This is a genomic window from Terriglobia bacterium, assembly GCA_036496425.1.
Classification (GTDB): Bacteria; Acidobacteriota; Terriglobia; order 20CM-2-55-15; family 20CM-2-55-15; genus 20CM-2-55-15.
Map to the genome: position 1 here is coordinate 1 of DASXLG010000075.1, position 16,024 is coordinate 16,024.

Annotated in this window: 16 protein-coding genes; 4 read left to right on the top strand and 12 right to left on the bottom strand. The window is 56.1% G+C overall.

Going from position 1 to position 16,024, the window contains the following annotated elements; translation table 11 throughout:
- Positions 1-40 precede the first annotated feature (40 nt).
- The 8 genes from VGK48_05580 to VGK48_05615 all read right to left on the bottom strand — a co-directional run bounded on the left by VGK48_05580 (position 41) and on the right by VGK48_05615 (position 10,187).
- Positions 41-2,209, bottom strand: a complete 2,169-nt coding sequence (locus VGK48_05580) for an EAL domain-containing protein (GenBank protein HEY2380636.1) — start codon at positions 2,207-2,209, stop codon at positions 41-43.
- On the bottom strand, positions 2,193-2,582 hold the full coding sequence (locus VGK48_05585) for a response regulator (protein HEY2380637.1): 390 nt from the start codon (positions 2,580-2,582) through the stop codon (positions 2,193-2,195). Before VGK48_05585 ends, VGK48_05580 begins: the two co-directional genes overlap by 17 nt.
- A gap of 19 nt (positions 2,583-2,601) precedes the next feature.
- The gene (locus tag VGK48_05590) at positions 2,602-4,602 is read right to left on the bottom strand and encodes an ATP-binding protein (protein HEY2380638.1); all 2,001 of its coding nucleotides are present in this window, start codon (positions 4,600-4,602) and stop codon (positions 2,602-2,604) included.
- A 5-nt stretch (positions 4,603-4,607) separates the two neighbouring features.
- Positions 4,608-5,174 carry a YfiR family protein gene (locus VGK48_05595; GenBank protein ID HEY2380639.1) on the bottom strand — a complete coding sequence of 189 codons (567 nt, stop codon included), beginning with the start codon at positions 5,172-5,174 and terminating at the stop codon, positions 4,608-4,610.
- A 51-nt stretch (positions 5,175-5,225) separates the two neighbouring features.
- Positions 5,226-7,319: a TonB-dependent receptor gene (locus VGK48_05600; GenBank protein ID HEY2380640.1), complete on the bottom strand. Its 2,094-nt coding sequence runs from the start codon at positions 7,317-7,319 to the stop codon at positions 5,226-5,228.
- Between the two features lie 68 nt (positions 7,320-7,387).
- On the bottom strand, positions 7,388-8,194 hold the full coding sequence (locus tag VGK48_05605) for a methyltransferase domain-containing protein (GenBank protein HEY2380641.1): 807 nt from the start codon (positions 8,192-8,194) through the stop codon (positions 7,388-7,390).
- Between the two features lie 11 nt (positions 8,195-8,205).
- The gene (locus VGK48_05610; protein ID HEY2380642.1) at positions 8,206-9,318 is read right to left on the bottom strand and encodes a hypothetical protein; all 1,113 of its coding nucleotides are present in this window, start codon (positions 9,316-9,318) and stop codon (positions 8,206-8,208) included.
- 359 nt (positions 9,319-9,677) lie between these two features.
- Entirely contained in the window at positions 9,678-10,187 is a 510-nt protein-coding gene (locus VGK48_05615; GenBank protein HEY2380643.1) for a hypothetical protein, read from the bottom strand.
- 183 nt (positions 10,188-10,370) lie between these two features.
- Between VGK48_05615 and VGK48_05620 the strand changes: the two genes are divergently transcribed.
- Both VGK48_05620 and VGK48_05625 read left to right on the top strand, forming a co-directional pair.
- Positions 10,371-10,547, top strand: coding sequence for a hypothetical protein (locus VGK48_05620; GenBank protein ID HEY2380644.1), 177 nt, complete (start codon positions 10,371-10,373; stop codon positions 10,545-10,547).
- A 179-nt stretch (positions 10,548-10,726) separates the two neighbouring features.
- Positions 10,727-11,419, top strand: a complete 693-nt coding sequence (locus VGK48_05625) for a DUF2470 domain-containing protein (protein HEY2380645.1) — start codon at positions 10,727-10,729, stop codon at positions 11,417-11,419.
- A gap of 117 nt (positions 11,420-11,536) precedes the next feature.
- Here VGK48_05625 and VGK48_05630 read toward each other — a convergent pair whose 3' ends face one another.
- The 4 genes from VGK48_05630 to VGK48_05645 form a co-directional block, all read right to left on the bottom strand.
- Positions 11,537-12,397 carry an LLM class F420-dependent oxidoreductase gene (locus tag VGK48_05630; GenBank protein HEY2380646.1) on the bottom strand — a complete coding sequence of 287 codons (861 nt, stop codon included), beginning with the start codon at positions 12,395-12,397 and terminating at the stop codon, positions 11,537-11,539.
- A gap of 5 nt (positions 12,398-12,402) precedes the next feature.
- Positions 12,403-13,071 (bottom strand): antibiotic biosynthesis monooxygenase, encoded by a 669-nt coding sequence (locus VGK48_05635; protein ID HEY2380647.1) that lies wholly within the window; start codon positions 13,069-13,071, stop codon positions 12,403-12,405.
- A gap of 165 nt (positions 13,072-13,236) precedes the next feature.
- Entirely contained in the window at positions 13,237-14,025 is a 789-nt protein-coding gene (locus VGK48_05640) for a hypothetical protein (GenBank protein HEY2380648.1), read from the bottom strand.
- Entirely contained in the window at positions 14,025-14,174 is a 150-nt protein-coding gene (locus VGK48_05645) for a hypothetical protein (GenBank protein HEY2380649.1), read from the bottom strand. Before VGK48_05645 ends, VGK48_05640 begins: the two co-directional genes overlap by 1 nt.
- 56 nt (positions 14,175-14,230) lie before the next feature.
- On the opposite strand from VGK48_05645, the gene VGK48_05650 reads away from it, so the two are divergent.
- Positions 14,231-15,613 carry a 6-phosphofructokinase gene (locus VGK48_05650; GenBank protein HEY2380650.1) on the top strand — a complete coding sequence of 461 codons (1,383 nt, stop codon included), beginning with the start codon at positions 14,231-14,233 and terminating at the stop codon, positions 15,611-15,613.
- Positions 15,614-15,680: 67 nt separating this feature from the next.
- On the top strand, positions 15,681-16,024 hold a 344-nt coding region (locus tag VGK48_05655), incomplete at its 3' end, for a hypothetical protein (protein HEY2380651.1).

The window sequence follows — 16,024 nt, forward strand, 5'->3', positions numbered from 1 at the left end:
ACCCCGGAATTCGCAGAATTCCGGGGTGCGACCCCCTCAATCAGCTGGATGCGATTCCGGCGAGTTCCGGCATTAGGGCCCGTACAATTCCATCAGAACTCATGTTTGATTTCATTGTCCCTGCGAGCATTGCCGGAGACATCATGAGCTTTTCCGCGTCTTCTGCGCGCATCGGCTTGGAGAAGTAAAAACCTTGGGCGAATTTGCACTCCACTTCCTTTAGAAATACCAGTTGCTCCTCTGTTTCGACGCCCTCGGCCACGACATCCAATCCCAGTTTCTGTGCCAGGCGCATGATCGAACTGACTATCGTTTCTTCCTTTTGTCCGCTACCCATCGCCATGGTGAAGGAGCGGTCGATTTTCAGAGTGTCGAGCGGGAAACGCTGGAGGTAGCTGAGAGAAGAGTACCCGGTGCCGAAATCGTCGATGGCAAGCCGGACTCCAAGCTCTTTGAGCCGCGACAGGAGGTTCACTGCGGCAACGGGATCCGACATCAAACTGCTTTCGGTTATTTCCAGTTTCAACGAGTTCTCGGGAAGACCGAGTTGTCCCAGCAACGCTTCGACCCTTTCAGCGAAGTGCGGCTGCGGAAACTGCCTGACGGAAAGATTTACGCTCATGGTCAAATCAGCATAATCCGGCACCAGTTTTCTCCACTCGGCAAGCTGTGCGCAGGCCCGCTCCAGGACCTGCCAACCCATATCCCGAATCAATCCTGTTTCTTCGGCCACGGGAATGAACTCGTTGGGGCCAACCAGACCTCGGCCGGGATGTTGCCAACGCACCAGAGCTTCGAAGCCAACGATCTTGCCTGAATCGAGCGAGATGATCGGCTGATAGAAATTACGGAACTCATCACGCTCAATGCCGTGGCGGAGATCCGTTTCCAACTGCAGGCGCTCAATGACGGACGCACGCATCTCGCCGTCGAATATTTCATAGCGCGCTTTGCCTAAGGATTTGGCGCGATACATTGCGGTGTCGGCGTCGCGCAGAAATTCCTCCGCGGTCTGATAGTCCAGAGTGCTGACTGCGATGCCGATGCTGACGGTGGTGTATATCTCTTTGTCATCGATCTTGAAGGGGCGATTCAGCTCGCTCAGTAATCGGTCGGCCACGGCAGCCACGTCGGAGGGAAGATGAAGTTCATTGAGGAGAATCGCGAATTCGTCTCCACCCAGGCGTGCAAGCGTGACCTCGTCATCGAGGCGGGTCACCGTGTCCGTGGAGCGCAGTACTGTTTCCAACCGCTCGGCCACCTCGACAAGCAACTTGTCGCCGGCGAGATGCCCCAGGCTGTCATTGACCATTTTAAAGCCATCCAGGTCGAGGAAGAGAACGGCGAACAGATCTTCGGGATGACGCTTCCGGTAATCTATCCGCTGCACGAGCCGGTCTAAAAACAAGAGCCGGTTCGGGAGACCGGTTAGCGGGTCGGCCACCTTGCCGCCGGTGATGTCGGTTTGGGAGCCGGCCATGCGGTGAGGCGCACCCGATTCGTCGCAAACCATCATTCCCCGGATCAGCATCCAACGGTAGGTACCGTTTTTATGACGTAGGCGGGCTTCAGCCTCCAGGTGGGCGGTTTCACCTTTCAGATGCGCTGCGATGGCATTATCCACCTGATCTTTGTCAGACGAGTGGATACGGTCGAATAACTCCGCGGGCTGATCGCCGATTTCAGTTTCCGGGTGTCCGAGCATCGACTTCCAGCGGGGAGAAAAGTAGACGGTTTGATCGACTAAATTCCAGTCCCATAGACCATCATTGGAGCCGCGAGCCGCCAGCGCATAACGTTCTTCGCTTTCCCGCAACGCCTTTTCGGTGTGTTTGTACGACAACTGGTTGCCGATGCGGGCTAAGGCGACGGGAAAATCCACCGGTTTGGTGAGGTAATCATTGGCACCCAGTTCGAGGGCTATCACGATGTCCTCACTCTGGTTTTTTGCCGTCACCATAATGACAGGGAGCTGCGCTGCAGAGTACGTCTGCCGTATCTTTGACAGGGCATCGAGGCCGCTGATTTCGGGCATTTCGATATCGAGCAACAATAAATCGACTTTTTCCTGCTTGATGCGGTCTTCCAACTGGTGAGCGCTGTCGGCAACCGTCACCGAGTACCCCTTCCGGGTCAGCCGGCGGGCGAGCATATCGCGATTCATTTCGTTATCGTCAACAATGAGCAAACGATCAGACTTGGAATTCATGACACCTCTTCTCGGCGAGCAAATGTTCTATTTTTTCGCTTAACCTTGCGAAATCGACCGGCTTCGTATCGTAATCATCGCAGCCCACCTCGAAGGCCTTTTGACGATCGGTAACCAGTGCGTGAGCCGTCAGCGCGATAATCGGAATATCGCGGGTGCTCTCGGCCGATTTCAGCAGCCGCGCGACCTCCCAACCATCGATGTCGGGTAAACCGATATCCATCAGAATCAAATCGGGTGCTTCCGAGGCCGCCATGGCACGGCCTTGCTCGCCGTCATGCGCCATGACTACGGAGTAACCCCGCCTTTGCAGGCGCCGCGAGAGCATGTCGCGGTTCATTTCATTGTCTTCAACAAGTAGAATCTTTGGCATCTGAACTCCTTCCTGTGCCCTAACTCGAAGACGCTTCCAGTTCGACCGGACGTGTCCGGTATTGCTCCAGAGCAACCGCAAGCCGGTCCCGGTCTATGGGTTTCACCAGGTAATCGGACGCCCCCCGATCGAGGCCCAGCGCCTCGTTGTCGACAACCGTCACCATGATTACGGGAATCGAGGCCAACTCCGGATCTTCTTTAAACTCCGCCAGGACGTCCCAACCGTCGAGACCGGGCATGACCACATCCAGGGTGATGATCCTGGGACGGATTTCGCGCGCCAGCCGCAGGCCGGCTTCGCCGCTTTCTGCGGCAACCGTGTTAAATCCCAATTTGCCGAGGGTGCGCGTCATCAGGTCGCGCACAGTGGCATCGTCGTCGATAATAAGGATGGTGTCTGACTGCTCCTTCTTTTCTACAGCCACAGTTGTTTCCCGCGGCTCTTCCGGCCGAACCTTCTGAACCGGCGGTGGAGCTGCCTCTGTGCCGCCCGCAGCGACGGAGGCAGGGAGCGTCACTGTAAATGTGGAGCCTTCGCCGATCTTGCTTTCGACATCAATTCGGCCATGCATCATCTCGGCGAAGCGGGAACTGATGGCAAGACCCAGGCCCGTTCCACCGAATTTGCGCACAATGGAAGTATCAGCCTGGGCAAAATCCTGGAAAAGCTTCCACTGCTGTTCAGGCGTCATGCCTATGCCGCTGTCGGTAACGCGGAAAATGATCCAGTCCTGCTCGTTCTCGTCGCTCCGGCGTTCCACGTCCAGGGTAATCGTGCCATGATCCGTGAACTTACAAGCGTTACTGACGAGATTAAATAAGACCTGCCGGACTTTCGTGACATCAGCATGCATGGCGCCGAGCTCTTCTGGCACATTCAGCGTAAGCCGGTTGGAATTCTTCTCTGCCGCAGGTTGAAGAGTTGTACCGATTTCTTCGATCAATGGATCAAGCTGGAAGGTCTCCAGGTGAAGCGCCATTTTCCCGGCTTCAATTTTCGAAAGGTCCAGCACATCATTGATCAGCGAAAGTAAATGCTTCCCGGCCGACTGAATCCTCTGCAAATCCCGCACACTTTCGGCCTGGCCGGATTCGCGAGACTCTTCCTCGAGCATTTCGCTATAGCCGATGATTGCGTTGAGCGGCGTGCGCAATTCGTGGCTCATATTGGCAAGGAAGGCGCTTTTTGCACGGCTTGCATCTTCGGCCGAGTCCTTCGCCTTCAGGAGTTCCTCCTGGGTCCGTTTGCGATGGAAGATTTCCTGTTCCAATTCTTTGGTGCGGGTCTTCAGGTCGTCATTGGCCCGCTGGACCGCCTTATCCCGGTGCTGAATTTCGGAAAGCATCGTGTTGAAACCGTCGATCAGGCGCCCGATCTCGTCGCCGCAGGACTTCACCGCACGCACGGCGTAGTTTCTGTCCACCGAGACTGCTCTCATGGTCTGTTCCAGATGCAGGATCGGCCCGGAAACCAGAATCTGGAGCTTCGAAGAAACCAGCCAGGAAAACGCGCCGGAGATCAAAACAAAGATCCCCAGGATTCCCGCATACTGGCGCGCGCGGGCATTCCAGCGCTGCATGTCGGACTGAAGGAAGAGCGTCCCAAGGCGCTCACCGCCCAGCTTAACCTCGCTGAAGACCTCAATATAATTGCCCTCGAGCCGGTAACCGTCTCCGCCGGGACGTTCCGGAACGGGGGCGTTCAGGTTGTCGGCACGGGAATAGTGCGCAAAAATATGGCCGTCGGTCGTATACAGAACCGCCGCCAGGACGTCGTCCTTGGCTGTAAGGGCGGATAGCGTGACCTTTGCTGCGGCCTCATCCTTGAATGCCATCGCTGCGGCGCTGTTATAGGCAATGATCTGCGCCTGCGTTGTTAGATCCTGGTTGAGCAGTTTCCGGAATGAAACCAGGTCGTAAACCAGGAAGCTCGCGGAAGAGAGAACCAATGCGATGCTGCTGGTCAGCATCGCCATCAGTGTCAGTTTGCGTTTGATCGAGAGATCTCTAAGATTCATGGGGATCACCTCGACGTCTGGACAATTTTTGCCAGACTGAGCAGCCGCGAACTTATGTTGAGATTTGCCTGTTTGGCGGCGTCCACATTGACTTCGAACCGGACTTTGCCGTCGTCGAGAATCAGGTTGATGATGCCGCCTTGCCTCGTAAATCGAGGAGTTTCACCGATTGTCAGTACGAACGTGCCGTTCAGCAATTGGATTATTTCATCGGCGTGCGCACTCTCTCCGGAGGCGAGAAAGAGAATATGACAGCCGCATTCTTTGGTATCTTTCGGGACTCTCAATCGCTTTACAAGGATCGGGTGGTTTTCGACCTTTTTCCCATCCACAGCCCGCTCGAGAGTCGCCGCAAAGGATTCGTTGCCCAGAACGCCAATCACTATCGGTTGGGCGGAATTTGAAAAAGCGTTCTGAGGCCATTCGACCAGCTTGGCGAAATTGTAGATAAAGCCGGCCTTCACAAGGTATTCAGATGAACCAGACGATGAATCGAATGTTTGAGCTCGCGCTTGCAACCCGGATATCAGGAAGATTGCGGCAAGGGCAAACGGTAGTCTCAGATGTCTCATGATCGAGGTAACTCCATCTTTAGATCGTTTCTCGTGTGCAAAATTAGCCCTTTACCTAAAATTCCAAGTCATTGTTGCGTGTACAGTACGATTCACCTGAGTCGGCGACGTATTGATGAAGTCGGGAATAAATTCCAGATGCCGATTGTTGAAAAGGTTCTGACCGGCTAAGGAGAATTCCAGTTTCGGTGTCGGTTTCCACCCGACCCGGGCATCCAGCGAGTAATAGCCTGGTATCGCCAGACCATTTAGCGCGGACACATAGCGCAGCGTCAGATCCTGCTCGAACCTCTTGGACAGATCGAGCGAGGATCGCATGTAATATTCGTGCCGGGGGCTCGCCCCGCCCGGGTTCGGAGTAGTCGTATCGAGGCTGTCCGCGTCCCGCTGAATATTCATTTTTAGAAAACTGTAGGAACCCGCAAGTTTCCACATCGATGTGGGCTTCCATTCTCCGAACACTTCCGTCCCATATGTCGCACCGCTCATTTTGTTGCCTGCGAAAAGCGGCAACGTCAGGTGCACTGACGACGGCGAGGCCTCCAGGAACGGCTGTCCCGGCTCTGCCGAAAGAAGGTGGCTGTACGAGTTGTAGAATGTAGCGATATCCGCGGAGAATGTTCGCGTGGGATGAACGCGGTAGCCGGCTTCGTAGGCGATCATATCTTCAGACTTGAAGGTATGGTCACCAAACACGGAAGCGACCAGCGGCAATCCCAGCGTCTGCTCGGACGGCGGGACGACTGCGGCATTCAAGCGCACATCCTCTTCGGTCCGGGCCGGCGTTCGCACGGCACGTGAGATGGAGGCCCAGGCCGAGTGTCTCGGATTCATCGTCCATGCCAGTCGTGCATTGGGTTGAATTTCGAATCCTGTAAAGGCGTTGTGCTCCAGCTTCGAACCGACGGTGACGCGCAGCCGGTCTCCAAAGAGACCAAACTCATCCTGGGTAAATCCGCTGAAGAGGTTCCATCGGAGGCTGCTCGGATTAAGGGAAACATTGCTGCTCGATCCGATGCTGTCCTGGGTGGACCGGTAGGCCAGTCCCCAGATGAACTCATTGCTCTCGGCAATCCGGACGTCATGCTGAAAGTCCACGTCGGCGATATTCTGGTGGTCGTCCAGCAGGGAATTGGCCGCAGTGGTTGTGTTGTCGTAGTAGAACTGCAATGACGTTTTCGAGCGCGAGAAAGAATGGTTCCAACGGCCTAATAAATTGCCGCCACTAAAGGCGCCGTTGTTGAGGAACGTTGAAGAATAGGGCGCCGTCATCAGCGGCTCCGTCAGAGTCTCGCCGTAAGAGCCCCGATAGAGGTCTCCCTGCAACGTATAAGAATCGTCGTGGGAGGCGCCCCCGTCGATGCGAAATCCTCCGCGAGTCGCAGCCCAGCCATCGTTAGCCTTGTCGCCCGTTGCATAGGTCGATGGAGCCCAGTTGAAGTACTTCTGGTAAACCCGATAGTAGGTGTTGTCACCCAGTTTGCCGCCGAAGCGCGCACTGCCTGCTCCTCTGAGCTCATTTCCGGCGTCGGCCGTAACAACGGCGCCCTGAGTGTTGCTGGCCTCTTTGGTAATAATGTTGATGACGCCGTTCACGGCATTGGCTCCCCAAAGCGTCGCACCGGGACCGCGGATGACTTCAATACGGTCGACGTCTTCCAGGAGGGTGTCCTGCACGTTCCAATACACACCGGAAAACAATGGAGTGTAGACACTTCTGCCATCGATCAGCACCAGGAGCTTGTTCGCAAATCGGCCATTGAATCCTCGCGATGTGATGGCCCACTTGTTCTCATCGATCCGGGCGACCTCGATTCCGGGCGCCATTCGGAGCGCCTCCGGAATGGTTCGGACACCCGAGCGGCGGATGTCATCTTGCGTGATGACGAAGACCGCAGCGGGCGCTTCACCAAGCTTCTGTTCCCGTTTGGATACTGAGGTGACCCTCACGTTCATCAAGTCTTCCAGACTGATCTTCGTCACGTCCGGCAAGTCCTGGGCGGTTAAGACCGCGGCCGTCAGCAAGACGCCAATAAATGACCGAAAGGTCTGACTCGAGAAAGCCGCCCGGCGGGCGCGCGGCTTCGATGTCGCTTTGGAAGTCTTGGACGGCCTGTTGCGGTGAATGTGTTCCACCGTTTTCATACCATGCTCCTGTGAAGGGCCGGTTGAACCGCCCCTTGAAGTTTTAGTCGTACTGATCGTTGTCAGAATCATTGAGGTTTTTCGCCTGTAACCGTGAACAGCGTGGAATATGTGAGCGTATCGGGGCGGCGGAGATAGTTCAGAAATCTCCGGATTTCTTCCTCGGCCTCATAATCACTGCCAAGCGCACGCGCCAGGCGCGGTCTGGCAATTTCAAGTTTCAGTTCCCACTGTTCGAAGATATAAGGATCGACCTTCCCCGCGATCAGGTGATAGCACTCCACCTGAACTCGAAGGTTCTCGAGGCCGGCATTGCGGCCGTGCCAGAAGAGTTTCCGCCCTATCAAAGGATCGAAACCAGTCTCAGCAAGACTCTTCATGACTCGCTGAATGGTCTCCTGCATCAACTCCTCTTCAGGGTAGTGCCACACCAACTGTCCGTCTAAATCCTGCATCAGCACTACGCCGCCGGGTTTGCAGACCCTGACCATTTCGGCCACCGCCGCCTCTTTGTCCTGAATGTACTGAAGTAACATTCGGGTATAGACGACATCGAAGCTGCCGGAAGGAAACTTCATTTGCCGGGCATCGCCACACACGAAACGCACCTGCGAGGCGTAGTTGTCGCCCTGGTTGGCTTGCTGTATCCGCGTCGGGCTCAGGTCGAGGCCGGTGGCTTTGATCCCAGGTCGGCGTTTGGTGATCGCGCGGGCGATATTGCCCGGTCCGCAACCAACGGACAGTACTTCTGCGCCGGAGAAAAGATATCCATCAAGATATTTTTTCGTCCAGGTGTCGGGATCCACTTTCCGTGCCAGGCGCGAAGCCTCGCGCGGATCTTCCATGATGTAAGTGCCTGAAGAAACTAGTGCCATAGTGTTTTTCCTTAAACGGTTATAGAACGTTCAACATTTTGTCTTTCTGCGCGCTGCAGGAGACGGGTGTAAAAGTGGTCAACGTGCTCGTAGAAGTGTGATTGACCGCGTTGCAACCAGATTCCGTGGCAATAACTGCGTAGAAACTCGGCCCCCAATTCAGTAAGTGCGGAGGCCGCCATCTGGTCGGCGATAACAGGGATTTCGTTCAATTCAAAATCTGTGTAGGCTGCCCGTGCTGCATTCATCAGCGATCCGACGATTGTGGGCACATCCGATTCGGCCACGGCAGGATGGAGCAGCAGATCGCAGCGGTTCTCGATGAAGCTGAAGTTGATTCCAAGGGGACCGCGATATGCCATGACGGCTCCGATCGGTTCGTCTTTGGAATCCCGATAAGCCAGCCACGTCTGGCGCGTGCGGCGCAAACCGACGCCCCGATAAAGGTCATTCACATAATGCAGCTCCACGTCGTGCTTAAGCTCTTCGGAGTTGACGTACATATTTCCGCGGACGAGCGCAGCCAGCCCGCAGAGAGCTTCCTGATGTGAGCTGTCGTAGGGCACGACATGCACAGAATCATTGGCCTCAAACGATTTGTGCCGCGGCAGCGCAAAATACATATGCCGCCTCACCGAGGCATAGGACTCGCCGATCGACTGCACCATCGAGCCGAAAACGCGCGCCGGAAAACGATTCTCCGGTCTGAACCAGTTTTGATGGGATTCGTCGAGACCCCTCAACAAGGCTCCGGCCGAGCCGGCCAGCATGACTGCCCGTGACCCGAGAGGATTGTTCTCAGAAACCAGATGTTGCGAGACCCAGGCGCGGCCCGTTGTACGCCACACGGCAATCGAGGCTTGTCCCTTCTCCTCGCTGCCTGCAGTCAGGACGTAGAGCAGCGAATCGCCGGCCTGCAGCATCCGGCGCCAGTTCTCCTTCACCAGATCCATGTATGGAAGCAGCCGGGCGGCCTTAGCCGCGTAAAGGAAACCCGCGCGCCGGTAGAGATCGAACAGGGAATCCACCGTGAGCGCATTGACTTCGACGTCGTAGGCTTCGCCCACCCTTGCAGCCCACGACAACCGGTTATCAACATCCTGGTTTAAGAAATCGATCAACATAGCCCCACCTCCTGAAGGCGCCCATGCACCCGCCTCACAGATCCACTAATCGGCCACAGCCCGAATTGTCTTTAGCGGTATTGAAAATGTTTGATTTGGCGGGTGTTAAGGGGTTCGCGACGGGGCCGAAAAGATGCGTCCTTTGGGTGGGCCGCTCCAACGTCGTGGTAACGGGCGAACCAAACCAAGGGATTTCTAATGAAGAGCTTACAGATTTTTTTAAGAAAATCAGAGTGGCGGTGTCATGTCATTGACAGCGCATTGAGGGGTGTTCGAGGTCGGTTTTGCACAAAAAGCACAAAACGTGAGGTCACTCCCGACGTTTTTGTGCCTTTTGTGTTCTGCTGTGTCAATAAACTTCAGGCGGCCGGCATGGGAGCGTCGACTCCGCCCCAAAGGTTCATGGTATTCAACTCGTCGCGACCACCCGCTTTGAGGTAGAGGAAGAGCTGTGTGCGGTAGGCCGCACAACCTGAGAGGACAAGATTCACGAGGAAAGCGCCGCGGGTGGTTTTTCCGTTCCCGAACATGTCGACTTCGGAACGAAAGTCCTGTTCCGAAAACCCGTTGAGCAATTCCGCATAGAGTGAGCTTTGCTTGTCGATAGCGCCGAGAACCTGATCGAAGTTCATGGCATTCGCTTCAGCTATCGCCGCCTGCCATGCTGCCTGATCGAAAGCGCCGGCTTTGGTTGCGCGAACGAGCATCGGCCCCATACAAACCAGGTATCGCAACAACTCGATCGTGCTGCGCTGCTTGAGCATGGGACGGTAATCGAGTTTGGAACGGTCGATTTTGCCGGCCAGATGGAGGAGGATTCGGACTTCGTTTTGAAGAGACGCAATGAGTTCTTCCTTGCTGAGCACCATGAGCAAACACCTCGCTAGTTGGAATGTTAAGCACTATACCAAAAATAGGCGACAGGGGGCGCACACCGGAATTCCTTAATTCCCCGGAAGCTTCGATTAAGCAGACCTAACCCAGCTTTAATCATTTCTTAATGGTCGCGGCGTCTTAATCCTTGTAGAGAGTCGACAGTCAAGGAGGGCGCTATGGCTCGGATCAAGATCATATACGACAAATACAACCGGACGTTCAAGCTGGTCGATAAAGAGTTCGGAGCACTCTTGGACGACGGTGATGTGTTCGAATTATTGCTGCCGCTCACAGCGGAGGAAACTGACGACGAGAGGCCAGTCGTGGACCTTGCGGCCTTGGCGCACGCGTAGCAGATTGCAAAGCTTAAAGCGGTAATGTTATGGAACTAAATGGCTTGCATGGCAGGAGGCCTGCCTTTTGGTGAATTCCAAGCGACCTTATATACATAGGTCTTGATATGTAGGTCTTGAACTGAGCCCGCGTCACCGTGTGGTTCTCAACGGCTGCGCCTATCGATTACACTCAGACCATGGATAAAAATCACGCGGCTCGCCGACTGTTTCTTGGAGAAAGCTTCGGGGTCCTCTCGACTTTGTCGTTGGATGTGCCGGGTTATCCGTTCGGCTCGATTACTCCGTATTGCGGCGATGAAGCCGGACGGCCAATCCTCTACATCAGCGAGATTGCGCAGCACACTAAGAACCTGAAGGCCGACCCGCGAGTCTCGTTGACGGTGGTCGAGAGCGAGTCTGCTTCCGACGATGTGCAGTCGCGCGGGCGGCTGACGCTGATTGGGAATGCGGCACCGGTCCAGGACGGCAAAGGACGGGCCGGCGAGCGGTACTTCCGCCATTTTTCAGAGGCGCGTCGATACGAACAGACCCATGATTTTGTTTTCTATCGAATCGATCTCGTGCGGCTGCGGTTCATCGGTGGATTCGGGCAGATCTACTGGGTCGAACGTGACGAGTTCCTCGCCGCCAATCCGTTCCCGGCGGCTCACGAAGCCCGAATCGTCGACCATATGAATGGCGACCATGCTGCCGCCCTTCGGCACTACGCAGGCGGAAAAGATGCCATCATGACAGGCATCGACGGCGAAGGATTCGACCTTCTCGCCGGCGACGCGGCGAACCGCCGGAAACTCCGAATTCATTTTGAGAATCCTGTGAAGAATATGGACGAGGCCAGAGAAGCCCTGGTCGCCATGAGCCGGAAATAGCTAACGGTTTTGCCCAACGAACCCGGAATAGCCATAAAAAGGCACATAAGGGAGCAGCAAAAAACACAAAACGGAGGTCATTCGTGATGTTTTGGTGCCTTTTGTGTCCTGCTATGCCTACAGTACGCTCCGAAACGTCCGGATCGCATCGATGTGTTCCTGTGGTGATTTGAATCCGGCGCGCATGGTATCCACGGCAATGTGAGTTGCGCCAAGCGCGCGCCAGGCTTCGACGCGTTTGGCCCATTGGTCTTGAGGCAACCCCGCAATCGGGATCCAGGGATCGATACCGAAGGCGTTCCGATCGCGGCCCGCTTCTTTCAGGTACCTCTCGAGTTGATCGACCAGGACTTTGGCGTCTTCCGGTTTGCGGCCCGCGGGCATCCAGCCATCTCCAAGGCGTGCGGCGCGCCGCAGCGCAGGCTCGGCGGCGCCGCCGAACCAGATCGGGATCGGACGCTGGATCGGCATCGGATTCAGCCCGGCGTTCTCGATGACATGATCGCGCGAGCGGAACGTCACGAGCGGTTCCGTCCAGAGTTTCCGCATGACTTCAACCTGCTCCTCGACGCGCCGGCCTCGAGTCTTGAAGTCCTGTCCAAGCGCCTGGTATTCGACATAGTTCCACCCCAGACCGATCCCGAGCCGCAGCCGTCCACCGCTCAGCACGTCGATCTCGGCGGCCTGTTTGGCGGCAAGTGCGGTCTGACGCTGAGGAAGAATCAGGATCCCGGTCGTGAGCTGAAGCCGCTTCGTGACCGCCGCCAGGAAACCGAACAGCACCATCGGCTCGTGAAACGGATGTTCGTGGGTGTATGGGCCGGTCAGTTTCGGCTCACGATGCGGGTGCGCGCCCAGAACGTGGTCATAGACGAGCAGGTAGTCATAACCGAGAGCCTCCGCGGCCTGCGCGTAATCCTTGATCTTTGCCGGATCGTTGCCGAATTCAGTTTGCGGAAATACGACACCGGAATGCATGCGAACTACTCCAGAAATTTGTAGAAGCGCTCGTCCAGAGGACTGCCTGCGATCGGCGCGAGACTGTTGCGATATTCCCTGGTGTGTGCCGCGGCGGCATGGGCATCGACCGCCCTCGCGCTCTGCCATTCCTCGATCACGGTGAAATGATTCGCCTTCATCGTGTGCTGAAGTATATCGAAGCGGAGATTGCCTGGCTCCTTCCGGCTCGTCTCGGCGAGATGGGTGAGCAGGTCGGCCGCGTTGGTATCTTGCCCGCCGATATCCACGTGAGTAATGACAAACATCGTGCCATTTGCGGCCGGGTTGCGGGCCGGACTCAGGGTAAGCGTCTTATAAGGCCGTTGGTCGTAATCGCTGAGGCGCATGGAGTCGATTTTAGATCGATAGTCTTTCGAGTTTTGAGACGCCGCGTGCGTATCAAACGCCTTGCCGCTGCTCCACGTTTCGATGGTTAAAAAGTGTCCGGGCTTTCCAACCTGTTCGAAAAATTCCATGCGCTTGAACCCTGGCTCCTTCCGGCTCGCTTCACGGTACTGCTTAAGCCCGGCGATAGCCGCAGCCCTCGACGACGGCGCGATGTCGACATACGCCACGGAATAGAACGTCGTATCCGCCACCGGTACCTGAGGCCGAAGCAAAACGATGCTTAACAGCAGAAGTATCTGTCGCATTTTAAGATCTTTTGAAACGGCAATATATCAGAAATGCCTGGGAATTCATTGGAGGTTGGACCATCTGACGTTTCTGCACTGCAAATCTGAAATGAAGAAACTTCGAATGATGCAACCTCCAATGAATTCCCAATGCCTCTTGTGGTTCCTTCCCTTGCCCGCTTTTCAGGGCACAATCTTGATATCGGTTGTGAATCTTTTGCAGTTGGAATATTCGGCCAGGAAGCTCTTGGTCTTTTTCGCATCCCGGTCGGTCACGTCGGTTCTCATCGATCGCGGCAACCAGAATTGACGATCGCCAAAGTTTGTCGGCGAATACTCCACCGTATTCCGCAGTTGCCTGAAGGCGTGAGGCAGGCTGAGGAAGTTCCGCTCGAGGCGCGCGACCTGCATCGAAGCGGTATCGATCCAGGCGGTTCCACTGTCCTTGTTGATCAGCGCCTCGCCGTTGAGGTAGGTGCGCAGTTGCAGCTGATTTTCCTTTGTCGCAAAGTGGATGACCAGCCTGCCGCGGTCATCCGCGTGCTCCAGTTCGTACTTGTGATACGCCAGGTTTTGCGGTGAAAACGTCATGCTGAGGAGAGCGCTGAAACCGCCAAACATCGCCAGCGGCAGGCCCGGCATTTTCGTGCCTTTGGGTACGGGCCTGGTGTCGATGGCAAAGATGTCCCGCGTTTCCGTAAATGCCAGCAGCCCGTTGCGCGGCCCGGGGCTTGGCTTCTGAAGTGCCGTGAAGACGGAATCCACCATCTTCGTGTCCTTTATTTTTCCGGACTCATAGGCGGTCGACGTGATCTTTTCGTCACAGACGAAGTCGGGAAGCAGATCCTGAAAGTCCTTCACATTCCTGCTGACTGCAGCCAGAACGTCGTCTACGGATTGGGATGCCGCCGGTACAACAGGTGCGCTTTGCTGAACGGCGACGGCGATGATCAACCAAGCGATGAGCATCATCAGTGCCGCTTGAAATACTGAACGGCCCGTTCATGCTTCTCCGCCGCTTCACGGGTTTTGAAGGTGCCGAGGTTCCGCCGCTTGCCGGTTTGGGGATTCTTCTTGCGCGAGTAGAGCCGGTACTCACCGGAGGTTAACTTTCGAATCATGGTTTTATTATCTCATCCAATGAGAAATCGGTCAGGTCCCATGGTATTTATAGCCAATGAAGCGGATTGGCATCCTTACGGCAGGAGGCGATACACCGGCGCTGAACGCGACGATTCACGGCGCCGTCGCCCGCGCAAACGAGCTGAAAATTGAACTCTATGGGCTCATCAAAGGCTTTAACTGTCTATTTAACCCACGCGTTCCCCATGTCCACCTGAACCCGCTGTTCCAGGGAATTCCGGAACTCGATCCCACCAAGGGTGGCACGCTGATCGGCTCGTCCCGCGACTACGTCGATCCCGAGAAAGGTGCCGAGCTGGATCCGATCACGGACCGTCTCAAGAAACTGGGTATCGACGGAATCATTGCCATCGGCGGCGATGGAACGCTCAACGGCCTGCAGCCCCTGGCCGAGCGGCTGCCCACCGTGCTTGCGCCCAAGACGATCGACAATGACCTCGGCCTCAATTACCCGAGCGAGCCGGATGAATGGATGCGCCTGCCGGACGCCGCCGCGCCGCATGGATATCGCTACGAGCGCGCCGACTCGAACGTCATGTTCGATCTGAATCAGATCGTCAACTACGCAACGCCCGGTTACGCCACGGCTGTAATGGTGACGACTCAGGGTATCTACCGCGTCCGCACGACGGCGGAAAGCCACCGGCGGATCGCGATCATCGAAGTCATGGGCCGCAATTCCGGCTATATCGCTCTCGGCAGCGCTTACGGCCAGCCCGACGTTATTCTGATTCCCGAACATCCGCTGAACATGGAATTGCTCGTCCAGCGCGTGAGGTATCTGTACGACCTTCAGAAAAATGTCGTGATCGTGTGCGGTGAAGGCATCGTTGATGAAGACGGAAGGGAACTCGGCGCCGTCTCGAAATCAACGGATCCGGCGGGGAACGTCGCGCTGTCCGGCGCCGCCGAAGCATTGCGCCGGCGGCTCTGCGAAGCGCTCGGCGACAAATATTTCCAGCAATATCGCCGCGGAAATTCCGCAGGGGAAGCGATCTTCACCAGAAAAGTCGGCCACACGCAGCGCGGCGGCCGCCCGATTCTGTTCGACCGTTTTTTTGCCGCGCAACTCGGCGCGAAATCGGTCGACCTGCTTGTGGAAGGGCGCAATAACGCCGTGGCGATCCTGCAATACAATTCAGAAAAAGGATTCCACGTCGAAGGTTACGACGCGAACCGATTCCGCGACCGCTGGGGCTTGATTCATGCCAGATACCTGCATCCGGCGCTCTATGACCCGAAACTGATGAAGCCGTCCAAGCTCGGCGTCGAATATCTGCGGCCCATCTTTACCGGAGCCATCGGTCACGACGATGCCGAGCACTTCCGGCAGACCATGTTCGATCCAGGCAATCTCGGACAGCCCTACCATTCCATCAATACCGACGTTCATAAACGGATACGATATTTGGAATAAGATGATTTAGCCGCGTCATCTGCGGCCAAATCATCTGCTATACTCCCGGAAACTCCGGAGGTCCGTCATGAAGAATGCTTTGTACGTGACGATTCTTGCGCTCGCGTTGTGCGGCACTGCCACCGCGCAATCGGTGAAGGCCAAGGTCGATATGAAGGCTCCTGCGCCGAGGCTGGCGAACGGCAAACCCGACTTCAGCGGCGTCTGGGCCCGTCCGAACGCCCAGGATCTGACGCGAACCGTCACCAACGCCAACGGCACCAGCGTGAAAGGCGAGCCCAATCCGCTGCCGTTCACGACGTGGGGACAGGCGCAATGGGACAACTACGATCCCGTCAAATACGGCGACTATGCCGGAAGCTGCATGCCGTTCGGATGGATCCGGTCCTTCACGCCGCACCCGATGCAGAT